This window comes from Streptosporangium sp. NPDC000095 (assembly GCF_042899335.1).
Taxonomy (GTDB): Bacteria; Actinomycetota; Actinomycetes; order Streptosporangiales; family Streptosporangiaceae; genus Streptosporangium.
In genome coordinates, this window is sequence record NZ_JBIAZS010000027.1 from 1 (window position 1) to 12,934 (window position 12,934).

Annotated in this window: 1 protein-coding gene; it reads left to right on the forward strand. The window is 71.2% G+C overall.

Going from position 1 to position 12,934, the window contains the following annotated elements:
• A partial coding sequence (locus tag ACFY3V_RS37150; RefSeq protein ID WP_389779947.1) for an SDR family NAD(P)-dependent oxidoreductase occupies positions 1 to 12,896 on the forward strand: 12,896 nt, incomplete at its 5' end.
• Positions 12,897 to 12,934: the final 38 nt, after the last annotated feature.

The following is a 12,934-nucleotide window of genomic DNA, read 5'->3' on the forward strand; positions in this document are numbered from 1 at the left end:
CGGAGTCGGTGGAGGTGCGCCGGGAGTTTCGGGAGTTGGGTTTCGACTCGTTGACCTCGGTGGAGTTGCGTAATCGGTTGAACGCGGCGACCGGGCTGAGGCTGCCGGCGACGTTGGTGTTTGATTATCCGACTCCGGTGGTGTTGGCGGAGTTCCTGCTGGGTGAGCTGCTCGGCGAGCGAGCCGACGTGATCATTCCGACCACGCTCGCATCGGTCTCGGACGACCCCATCGTCATCGTGTCGATGGCGTGCCGCTATCCGGGCGGAATCACGTCTCCGGAGGACCTGTGGCGGCTGGTCGACGAAGGCGGGGACGGGATCTCGTCGTTCCCGACGACGCGCGGCTGGGATCTGGCCGCTTTCTACAGCCCCGATCGGGAGAGCCGGGGGACCAGTTACGTGCGTGAGGGTGGGTTCCTGCACGAGGCCGGGGAGTTCGATCCCGGGTTCTTCGGGATCTCGCCGCGTGAGGCGCTCGCGATGGACCCGCAGCAGCGACTGTTGCTGGAGACGTCGTGGGAGGCGGTCGAGCGGGCCGGGATCGACCCGCTCTCGCTGCGTGGCAGCCGTACCGGCGTGTTCGCCGGGATCATGTACCACGACTACGCGTCCAGTGTGGAGCTGCCGCCGGAGGCGATGAGCTTCTTCGGCATAGGTAACGCCGGGAGCGTGCTGTCGGGGCGGATCTCGTACACGCTGGGCCTGGAAGGTCCCGCGATGACGGTGGACACGGCGTGTTCATCGTCTCTCGTCACGATTCACCTGGCGGCGCAGGCGCTGCGCAGCGGTGAGTGCTCGCTGGCGCTGGCCGGTGGTGTGACGGTGATGGCGTCGCCGGGTGCGTTCATCGACTTCAGCGCGCAGGGCGGGCTGGCCGGCGACGGGCGCTGCAAGTCTTTCTCTGACGCGGCCGACGGGGTGAGCTGGGCCGAGGGCGCGGGCATGGTCGTGCTGGAGCGGTTGTCGGACGCGCGCCGCAACGGCCACGAGGTGCTCGCGGTGGTGCGCGGGTCGGCGGTGAACCAGGACGGCGCGTCGAACGGCCTGACGGCGCCGAACGGTCCTTCGCAGCAGCGGGTGATCCGCCAGGCGCTCGCCGGGGCGGGTTTGAAGCCCTCCGAGGTCGACGTGGTGGAAGGTCACGGCACCGGTACCACGCTGGGTGACCCGATCGAGGCGCAGGCGCTGCTCGCGACCTACGGTCAGGATCGGCCGGAGGATCGGCCGCTGCTGCTGGGTTCGATCAAGTCGAACATCGGTCACGCCCAGGCGGCTGCGGGTGTGGCGGGTGTGATGAAGATGGTGCTCGCGATGCGGCACGGGGTGCTGCCTCGGACGTTGCACGTGGACGCGCCGTCGTCGCATGTGGACTGGTCGGCCGGTGCGGTGAGGTTGCTGACCGAGCCGACGCGGTGGCCGCAGGTGGAGCGGCCGTGGCGGGCGGGGGTGTCGTCGTTCGGGATCAGTGGCACCAACGCGCATGTGATCATCGAGCAGTTCCCCGAGTCAGAAGCCGAGGAGCCGGAGGCTCCACGAGGCGAGGTCGAGCCGGACGTGGTGCCGGTGCTGGTGTCGGGAAGATCTGCGGGGGCGTTGCGGGCGCAGGCCGGGCGGTTGGCGTCGTTCCTGGAGGGTGAGCCTGATCTCGGTCTGGTCGATGTGGCGTTCTCGCTGGCGACGACGCGCTCGGCGTTCGATCATCGGGCGGTGCTGGTCGGTGACCGTGACGGCGTGCTGGCCGGGTTGGGTGCGCTGGCCGAGGACCTGCCGGGTGCGGGTGTGGTGCGCGGGGTGGCAGCGGGCGAGCTGAAGCTGGCAGTGTTGTTCACCGGTCAGGGTAGCCAGCGGGCCGGGATGGGCCGGGAGTTGTACGAGCGGTTCCCGGTGTTCGCCGAAGCCTTGGACGAGATTTTCGCCGAGTTCGAGCCGCTGCTGGACGGGTCGTTGCGTGAGGTGGTGTTCGCCGAGCCGGGATCTGTGGAGGCGGAGGCGCTGGATCGGACCGGGTGGGCGCAGCCTGCGTTGTTCGCGGTGGAGACCGCGCTGTTCCGGCTGGTGTCCTCGTGGGGGATCCGGCCCGATGTGCTGGCCGGTCACTCGATCGGAGAGATCACCGCCGCTCATGTGGCCGGTGTGCTGTCGTTGCAGGACGCGTGTGCGCTGGTGGCGGCGCGGGCGCGGTTGATGCAGGCGCTACCTGCGGGCGGGGCGATGGTGGCGGTCCAGGTCGCCGAGGAGCAGGTCGCCGAGCTGCTGGCCGGGCGGGAGAAGGAGGTGTCGGTCGCGGCGGTGAACGGCCCGTCCTCGGTGGTGATCTCCGGGGGTGAGGAGGCGGTGCTGGAAGTGGCCGCCACTCTGGAGGAGCGGGGGATCAGGACGAAGCGGTTGCGGGTGTCGCACGCCTTCCACTCCCCGTTGATGAACCCGATGCTGGAGGACTTCCGCACCCTGGCCCGGACGCTGTCCTACGGCCCGCCGCGAATCCCGGTGGTCTCGACCCTGACCGGGGAATCCGCCACCGACGAGCAGCTGTGCTCGCCGGACTACTGGGTGGAGCAGGTCCGTGGCGCGGTTCGCTTCTCCGACGGCGTCCGCACCCTGCACGACCAGGGAGTACGCGCCTACCTGGAACTCGGCCCCGACGGGGTGCTCACCGCGATGGCCGACGACACCCTGAGGGTGCTCGCCGATTCGGACGAGACCGCCCGTTCCCAGGTGGCAGAGGACTCAGGCGCCCACCACCCCGCCACGGGCACGAACGCGGATGCGAATCCTCTGCTCGTATCGGTGCTGCGGAGAAACCGCGATGATCAGTCGGCGATCCTGGCGGCGCTGGCCGAGCTGCACGTGCACGGGGTACCGCTCGACTGGCAGGCGGTGCTCGCGGGCGGGCGCCGGGTGGCGCTGCCCACCTATGCCTTCCAGCGTCAGCAGTTCTGGCCGACCGGTAAGCGCGCCGGGGACGCTCGTGGCCTGGGTCTGGCCGCGGCCGAGCATCCGCTGCTGGGCGCCGCCGTTCGCCTCGCCGACTCCGACGGCGTACTGCTGACCGGGCGGTTGTCGTCGCAGTCGCACCCGTGGCTGGCCGATCACGTCGTGGCCGGGATGGTGTTCTTCCCCGGTACCGGTTTCCTGGAGCTGGCGGTGCGGGCGGGTGACCAGGTCGGCTGCGACCTGGTGGAGGAGCTGACGCTGGCGACGCCGCTGGTGCTGGGTGAGGACGACGCGGTCGCGGTGCAGGTGTCGGTGGGTGCCCCGGACGAGTCGGGCAGGCGTGTGCTCGGCATCTATGCCCGCCCGGCCGAGGCCGAGGATCACGTGCCGTGGATCCGGCACGCCACCGGCACGCTGACGACCAGGGGCGAGGGCGACGGCCAGGCTGCCGCGTTCGACGCCACGGTGTGGCCCCCCGAGGGGGCGACCGCGATCGGGCTGGACGGGTTGTACGGCCGGCTCGCCGAGGGCGGACTCGCCTACGGGCCGGTGTTCCAGGGACTGAAAGCCGCCTGGCGCGGCCAGGACGGCGAGGTTTTCGCCGAGATCGCCCTGCCCGAGCAGGAGATGTCGAACGCGGCTTCGTTCGGGTTGCATCCGGCGCTGCTGGACGCGGCGCTGCACACGGTGCCGTTCGCCGGGCTGGAGGCGGCCGAGGGCGGAAGGCTGCCGTTCTCCTGGAGCGACGTGAGCCTTCGCGCCGAAGGCGCGTCGGCGCTGCGCGTGCGGCTGGCCGTGACCGGCGCCGACTCCGTGTCGCTGACGGCGGTGGACGCCGTCGGCGCACCGGTGCTGTCGGCGCGCTCCCTGGTGCTGCGGCCGGTCTCGTCCGACCAGGTCGCCGCGGCCTCCCCCGACCGTGGGGTGGAGCGGGACTCGCTGTTCCGGCTGGACTGGGTCACCGTGCCGATGACGGTCTCCCCGGTGGACGCCGTGATCGGGTTGGAGGTGGCCGAGCTCACCGGCGACCTCGATTCGCTGGAACTGCCGTTCGGCAGGATGCCCGACCTGGTGACCGTCGAGATCGACACCGATGACTCCACGGACGTGGTGGAGGCGGCGCACGCGCTGACCACACGGGTTCTCGGCCTGCTTCAGCAGTGGCTGGCCGACGAGCGGTTCGGTGACTCGCGTCTGGTGTTCGTCACCCGGGGCGCGGTCGCGACCGATGACAGCGAGACCGTGTCGAACCCGGTCGCGGCCACCGTGTGGGGACTGGTCCGCAGCGCCGAGGCGGAAAACCCCGGCCGCTTCCTGCTGGCCGATGTGGAGGAGTACGAGACGGCCCTGTCCGCGCTGCCCGTCGTACTGGCTTCCGGTGAGCAGCAGGTGGCGGTGCGCGAGGGTGGGGTGCGGGTGCCGAGGCTGGCGTCGCTGACCTCGGGTGCGGGTCTGTTGCCTCCGTCGGGTACGCCGTGGCGGTTGGGCAGCCGGGCCAAGGGCAGCCTGGACGCGCTGGAGTTGCTGCCGTTCCCGCAGGCGGCCGAGCCCCTGGAGGCCGGACGGGTTCGGATGGCCGTGCACGCGGCGGGGGTGAACTTCCGTGACCTGCTGGACGGTTTGAACGCGCTGGGCTGGTTCCAGGACAAGGTCGGCCTGATGGGTGGCGAGGCCGCGGGCGTGGTGCTCGAGGTCGGTCCCGGCGTCGAGGACCTGCGGCCGGGGGATCGGGTGGTCGGCCTGGTCGAGGGCGGCTTCGGTCCGATGGCGATCACCAGCACCCAGGTCCGGGCGAAGATCCCCGACGGGATCTCCTTCGAACAGGCCGCGACGATCCCGGTGACGTTCCTCACGGCCTTCTACGGGCTGATGGATCTGGCCAGGTTGCGAGAAGGCGAGCGGCTGCTCGTGCACGCGGGTACCGGTGGTGTGGGTATGGCGGCGATCCAGCTGGCGCAGCGGCTCGGGGTGGAGGTGTTCGCGACCGCGAGTCCGGCGAAGTGGGGCGTGCTGCGGTCGATGGGCATCCCGGATGATCACATCGCCTCGTCGCGGAGTGTGGAGTTCGAGGAGCGTTTCCGCGCGGTGTGTGGTGAGCGGGGCGTCGATGTGGTGCTCAACTCGTTGACGGGTGAGTTCATCGACGCCTCGGCGCGTCTGCTGCGTCCGGGTGGCCGGTTTGTGGAGATGGGCAAGCTCGACATTCGTGATCAGGAGAGTTTCCCGGGGCTGGAGTATCACTGGTTCGATGTGATGGATGCCGGCTCTGAGCGGCTGGAGCGGATTCTCGCCGAGTTGATGGAGTTGTTCGCGGCGGGTGAGTTGCGGCCGTTGCCGGTGACGGCGTGGGATGTGCGCCGTGGCCGGGAGGCGTTCCGGTTCATGAGCCAGGCCAAGCACACCGGCAAGATCGTGCTGACCATGCCCCGGCGCTGGGACGCGCAGGGCACGGTGTTGATCACCGGCGGCACCGGCGGTCTGGGCGCGGAGCTGGCCCGGCACCTGGTGGCCGAGCACGACGTACGGCACCTGCTGCTGGCCAGCCGCCGGGGTCTGGAGGCTCCGGGCGCGGTGGAGTTGCAGGCGGAGTTGATCGCGCACGGGGTCGAGGTCACCGTCGCGGCGTGTGACGTGGCCGACCGGGATCAGGTGGCCGAGGTGCTGGCCGGGGTTCCGGAGGAGCACCCGCTGACGGCGGTGATCCACACCGCGGGTGTGCTGGACGACGGCACGATCGCCTCGCTCACGCCGGAGCGGCTGGCCGGGGTGCTGCGGCCGAAGGTCGACGCGGCCTGGCACCTGCACGAGCTCACCCGCGACATGGACCTGGTGGAGTTCGTGGTGTTCTCGTCGGTGGCGGGAACGTTCGGCGGGGCGGGGCAGGGCAACTACGCGGCGGGCAACGCGTTCCTGGACGCGCTGGTCCAGCACCGGAGAGCCGCGGGACTGCCGGCGGTGTCGCTCGCCTGGGGCCCGTGGTCGCAGGACGTCGGGATGACGAGCCGGATGTCACAGGCGGACGTGCAGCGGTGGGGCATGAGCGGCCTGCTGCCCATCTCACCTCCGCAGGGCATGGCGCTGTTCGACGCGGCCATCGGGTCCGGTGCGCCGGCGGTGGCCCCTGTCCGCCTGAACATGCCGGCGCTGCGGGCGCACACGGAGCTGCCGCCGATGCTGAGCGGGCTGCTTCCCGCCGCACGCCGCTCGACGGCCGCCGCCCCGCAGGTGCGGAGCAAACTGCCGCAGAGGCTGGCCTCGCTGGGGACCGCGGAACGCATCGAGGTCCTGCTGGACGTGGTGCGGACCGAGGTGGCGCTGGTGTTGGGGCACACCACGCCGGACACGGTGGAGGTGCGGCGTGAGTTCCGCGAGCTGGGCTTCGACAGCCTCACCGTGATCGAACTGCGTAACCGGCTGAACGCGGCGACGGGTCTGCGCCTGTCGGCCACGCTGGTGTTCGACTATCCGACGCCGACCGTGCTGGCCAGGCACCTGCTCGACGAGCTCATGGGCGCGCAGGCGGAGGTTCAGGAGACGGCGCCGTCGGTGCTGCCGCCGGTGGACGACGACCCGATCGTGATCGTGAGCATGGCCTGCCGCTTCCCGGGCGGGGTGAACTCCGCCGAGGATCTGTGGCGGCTGGTGGCCGAGGGCGGGGACGGGATCAGCGGGTTCCCGACGACCCGCGACTGGGACCTCGACGGGCTGTACAACCCGGATCGGGAGAACCGCGGGACCAGCTACGTGCGTGAGGGTGGCTTCCTGCACGAGGCCGGGGAGTTCGATCCCGGGTTCTTCGGGATCTCGCCGCGTGAGGCGCTCGCGATGGACCCGCAGCAGCGACAGCTTCTTGAGGTTTCCTGGGAGGCGATCGAGCGGGCCGGAATCGACCCGGTCTCGCTGCATGGCAGCCGTACCGGCGTGTTCGCCGGGATGATGTACCACGACTACCGGTCGGGGCGCCTGGAGTTCCCCCCGGACGTGATGAGCTTCATGGGAACCGGCACCGCGGGCAGCGTGCTGTCCGGCCGGATCTCCTACACGCTGGGCCTGGAGGGTCCGGCGGTGACCGTGGACACCGCCTGTTCCTCCTCCCTGGTGGCGATCCACCTGGCGACGCAGGCGCTGCGCTCGGGTGAGTGCTCGCTCGCGGTGGCCGGTGGGGTGACGGTGATGGCGTCGCCGGGTGCGTTCATCGACTTCAGCGCGCAGGGCGGGCTGGCCGGCGACGGGCGCTGCAAGTCCTATTCGGACGCGGCCGACGGGGTGAGCTGGGCCGAGGGCGCGGGCATGGTCGTGCTGGAGCGGCTGTCGGACGCGCGCCGCAACGGTCACCAGGTGCTCGCGGTCGTGCGCGGGTCGGCGGTGAACCAGGACGGTGCCTCCAACGGCCTGACCGCGCCGAACGGTCCCTCGCAGCAGCGGGTGATCCGCCAGGCGCTCGCCGCCTCCGGGTTGTCGCCCGCCGAGGTCGACGCGGTGGAAGGGCACGGTACGGGCACGACGCTGGGTGACCCGATCGAGGCGCAGGCGCTGCTCGCCACCTACGGTCAGGATCGGCCGGAGGACCGGCCGCTGCTGCTGGGGTCGGTGAAGTCCAACATCGGTCACACCCAGGCCGCCGCCGGTGTCGCGGGTGTGATCAAGATGGTGATGGCTCTGCGGCACGGCGTGCTGCCTCGGACGCTGCACGTGGACGAGCCCTCCTCGCATGTGGACTGGTCCCTGGGGTCGGTGGAACTGCTGACCGAGACCACGCCCTGGCCGCAGACGGACCGCCCGTGGCGGGCGGGTGTGTCGTCGTTCGGGATCAGCGGCACCAACGCGCACATGATCCTGGAGCAGGGACCGGAAGCGCCGGAAGTGTCTGAAGGAGAGAACAGGGCTCCGGTCGCGGGTGTGGTGCCGTGGGTGGTCTCGGCCCGCACCGATCAGGCGTTGCGCGCGCAGGCCGGACGCATGGTCTCGTACGTGGACGGCGAGCCCGATCTGAGCCTCGGCGATGTGGCGTTCTCGCTGGCCACGACGCGCTCGGCGTTCGAGCACCGGGCGGTGGTGGTCGCCGGGGACCGGGCCGACGCGCTGGCCGGGCTGCGGGCCGTTGCCGAGGACCTGCCGGGTGCGGGTGTGGTGCGCGGGGTGGCAGCGGGCGAGCTGAAGCTGGCGGTGTTGTTCACCGGCCAGGGCAGCCAGCGGGCCGGGATGGGCAGGGAGCTGTACGACCGTTTCCCGGTGTTCGCCGAGGCGCTGGACGCGGTGATCGCCGAGCTGGACCCGCTGCTGGACGGGTCGTTGCGTGAGGTGCTGTTCGCCGAGCCCGGTACGGCTGAGGCGGAGCCGCTGGATCGGACCGGCTGGGCGCAGCCGGCCCTGTTCGCGGTGGAGACGGCACTGTTCCGGCTGGTGGAGTCCTGGGAGGTGCGGCCGAACGTGCTGGCCGGGCACTCGGTCGGGGAGATCGCCGCTGCTCATGTGGCTGGTGTGCTGTCGTTGCAGGACGCGTGTGCGTTGGTGGCGGCGCGGGCGCGGTTGATGCAGGCGCTGCCCGAGGGTGGGGCGATGGTGGCGGTCCAGGTCGCCGAGGAGCAGGTGGCCGAACTGCTGGCCGGACGCGAGGGTGAGGTGTCGGTCGCGGCGGTGAACGGCCCGTCCTCGGTGGTGATCTCCGGGGTCGAGGAGGCGGTGCTTGAGGTGGCCGCCGCCCTGGAGGAGCGGGGAGTGCGGACGAAGCGGTTGCGGGTGTCGCACGCCTTCCACTCGCCGCTGATGGACCCGATGCTGGAGGACTTCCAGGCGGTGGCCGGGTCGCTCACCTACGACCCGCCGCAGATCCCGATCGTGTCCACGTTGACCGGGCGGGCGGCCACGGCCGAGCAGCTGTGCTCACCGGACTACTGGGTGGAGCAGGTCCGCGGCGCGGTCCGCTTCGCCGACGGCGTGCGCACCCTGCACGGCCAGGGCGTGCGGGCCTACCTGGAGCTGGGCCCCGACGGGGTGCTCACCGCGATGGCCGCCGACACCCTCGCCACCGACGCGGAGGCGCACGAGTCGGACGCCGTGCTCGTGCCGATGCTGCGCAGGGACCGCGACGAGCAGGTCACGTCCATGACGGCGCTCGCCGAACTGCACGTGCACGGGGTGGAGATCGACTGGAAGGCCGTCCTCCCCGGCGCTCGCCGGGTCGACCTGCCGACGTACGCCTTCCAGCACCAGCGGTTCTGGCCCAGGAGGGTGAGGGCCGGCGTGGGCAACGTGGCCGCGGCCGGGTTGGCGACGGCCGGGCACCCGCTGCTGGGCGCCGCCGTGGGCCTCGCCGACTCCGACGGGGTGCTGCTGACCGGGCGGTTGTCGGTGCGATCGCACCCGTGGCTGGCCGATCACGTCGTGTCCGGATCGGTGCTCTTCCCGGGTACCGGGTTCCTTGAGCTGGCGGTGCGGGCCGGTGACCAGGTCGGTTGTGACCTGGTGGAGGAGCTCACCCTGACGGCGCCGCTGGTGCTGGGCGAGAGCGACGCCGTCGCGGTGCAGGTGTGGGTGGGGGCCGCGCAGGAGACGGGCCACCGGAGCGTGAACGTCTACGCACGGTCGGCCGAGGCGGCCGACGATGTGCCGTGGGTGCGGCACGCCACCGGCACGCTCGCGACCGGGGTTTCCGAGGCCGCGCCGTTCGACGCGGGGGTGTGGCCTCCGCAGGGCGCGACCGCCGTCGAGTTGGACGAGTTGTACGAGAACCTGGCCACCGGAGGGTTCGCATACGGCCCGGTCTTCCGGAACCTCCGCGCCGCCTGGCACGGCGCGGACGGAGAGGTGTTCGCCGAGGTCGCGCTGCCCGAGCAGGTCGGTGACGCCGGTTCGTTCGGGATGCATCCGGCGCTGCTGGACGCGGCGCTGCACGCGGTGCCGTTCGTCGGGCTGGAGCCGGTCAAGGGCGGCCGGATGCCGTTCTCCTGGGGTGAGGTGAGCCTGCGCGCGGCCGGCGCGTCGATGCTGCGGGTACGGCTGGCCAGGACGGGCGACGATTCCGTGTCGCTGGCGGCCGCGGACGCCGCCGGGGAACCGGTGCTGTCGGCGCGCTCCCTGGTGCTGCGTCCGGTCACGTCCGACCAGCTCGCCGTCGACGGCGGTCGTGGCGTGGAGCGGGACGGGCTGTTCCGGGTGGAGTGGAGCACACTGCCTGAGACGTCGGAATCGACCACCGGGGTGAGCGTGGCCGAGACGACCGGAGACCTCGCTTCGCTGGATCCGGTGCCGGACGTGGTGACGTTCACCGTTGATTCCTCCGAGAACACCGGCGTGGTGGAGTCGGCGCACGCGGTGACGGCCGGGGTGCTGGATCTGCTGCGACGGTGGCTGGCCGATGAGCGGTTCGCCGACTCGCGGTTGGTGGTGGTGACGCGGGGTGCGGTGGCCGCGGGTGAGGGTGAGGCGGTCGCCGATCTGGCGGCCGCGGGAGTGTGGGGCCTGGTGCGCTCCGCACAGTCGGAGAACCCGGGCCGGTTCGTGCTGGTCGACGTCGACACGGAGGTGCCTCCCGCCTCGTTGGCCGTGGTGCTGGCTTCCGGTGAGCCGCAGGTGGCGGTGCGTGAGGGTGGGGTGCGGGTGCCGAGGTTGGCGTCGCTGACCTCGGGTGCGGGTCTGTTGCCTCCGTCGGGTACGCCGTGGCGGTTGGGCAGCCGGGCCAAGGGCAGCCTGGACGCGCTGGAGTTGCTGCCGTTCCCGCAGGCGGCCGAGCCCCTGGAGGCCGGTCAGGTTCGGATGGCCGTGCACGCGGCGGGGGTGAACTTCCGTGACCTGCTGGACGGTTTGAACGCGCTGGGCTGGTTCCAGGACAAGGTCGGCCTGATGGGTGGCGAGGCCGCCGGTGTGGTGCTTGAGGTCGGCCAGGGGGTGGAGGACCTGCGCGTGGGTGACCGCGTGGTCGGCCTCACCGAGGGCGGCTTCGGTCCACTGGTCGTCGCCGAGGCGAAGACCTTGGCGAAGATCCCCGATGGGATCTCCTTCGAGGGGGCCGCGACGATCCCGGTGGTGTTCCTCACCACCTACTACGGGCTGATGGATCTGGCCAGGTTGCGAGAAGGCGAGCGGCTGCTCGTGCACGCGGGTACCGGTGGTGTGGGTATGGCGGCGATCCAGCTGGCGCAGCGGCTCGGGGTCGAGGTGTTCGCCACGGCCAGTCCGGCGAAGTGGGATGTGCTGCGGTCGATGGGCATCCCGGATGATCACATCGCCTCCTCTCGGAGTGTGGAGTTCGAGGAGCGGTTCCGCGCGGTGTGTGGTGAGCGGGGCGTCGATGTGGTGCTCAACTCGTTGACGGGTGAGTTCATCGACGCCTCGGCGCGTCTGCTGCGTCCGGGTGGCCGGTTCGTGGAGATGGGCAAGCTCGACATTCGTGATCAGGAGAGTTTCCCGGGGTTGGAGTATCACTGGTTCGATGTGATGGATGCCGGCTCCGAGCGGCTGGAGCGGATTCTCGCCGAGTTGATGGAGTTGTTCGCGGCGGGTGAGTTGCGGCCGTTGCCGGTGACGGCGTGGGATGTGCGCCGTGGCCGGGAGGCGTTCCGGTTCATGAGCCAGGCCAAGCACACCGGCAAGATCGTGCTGACGATGCCCCGGCGCTGGGACGCGCAGGGCACGGTGCTCATCACCGGCGGCACCGGCGGTCTGGGCGCGGAGCTGGCCCGGCACCTGGTGGCCGAGCACGACGTACGGCACCTGCTGCTGGCCAGCCGCCGAGGCGCGGAGGCGGCCGGCGCGCGGGACCTGGAGCGTGAGCTGGCAGCGCGAGGCGCTCAGGTGACCGTGGCCGCCTGTGACGTGGCCGATCGCGATCAGGTGGCGGCGCTGCTGGCCGGGGTTCCGGAGGAGTACCCGCTGACGGCGGTGATCCACACTGCGGGTGTGCTGGACGACGGCACGATCGCCTCGCTCACGCCGGAGCGGCTGGATGCGGTGCTGCGGCCGAAGGTCGACGCGGCGTGGCATCTGCACGAGCTCACCGAGGGCATGGATCTGGCCGGGTTCGTGGTGTTCTCCTCGCTCGCCGGGCTGATGGGCGGCGCGGGTCAGGGCAACTACGCGGCGGCGAACGCCTGGCTGGACGCGCTGACGGCGCGGCGCCGGGCGCAGGGATCGCCGGGGCTCTCGCTGGCCTGGGGACTGTGGGCGCAGACGACCGGGATCACCGAGGGTATGTCGCAGGCCGACGTGCAGCGGATGACCGCCGCCGGGCTGCCGCCGATCACCACCGATCAGGGGCTGGCGCTGTTCGACGCGGCGATCGGGTCGGACTCACCACTCGTGATCCCGGTGCGGCTGAACCCGCCGACACTGCCGCAGGAGCAGGTGCCGCCGTTGTTCCGCGGCCTGGTGCGCGGCACTCGCCGTACGGCCGCCGCGCTCTCGGAGACCGGCGGTGCCGGCGCGGGCGCGGCACTGTCCCGGCGACTCGCCGACCTGCCCCACCCCAAGCGGATCCGCATGCTGATCGACCTGGTCCGCGCCCAGGCCGCCGCCGTACTCGGACACCCCGACTCCACGGCGGTGGAGGTACGGCGCGAGTTCCGCGAGCTGGGCTTCGACTCGCTGACCGCGATCGAGCTGCGCAACCGGCTCAACACCGCCACCGGGCTGCGGCTGCCCTCCACCCTCGTCTTCGACTACCCCACTCCCACCGTGCTCGCCGAGCATCTCCTCGCGGAAATCGCGCCCGGAGAGACCGAGGTCGCGAAGCCCTCGTTGCTGGAGGACCTCGACCGGTTCGAGGCCGCCCTTTCCGAGGACACGATGGACGAAATCACTCGGAACGGCATCGCGACCCGGCTTCGGCAGCTGCTGGGCAAGGTGAGCGGCAGCGGCGCAGGAACTAGTGAAATCGCTGTCGCAGACATGCTCGAATCAGCGAGTGCCGAGGACCTTCTCGGCATCATCGAAAGCGAACTGGGTCACTTGAAAGAGCTGTGATCCCGGCTCGCCTCGGAGTACTTCGGAGGTACGCGCCG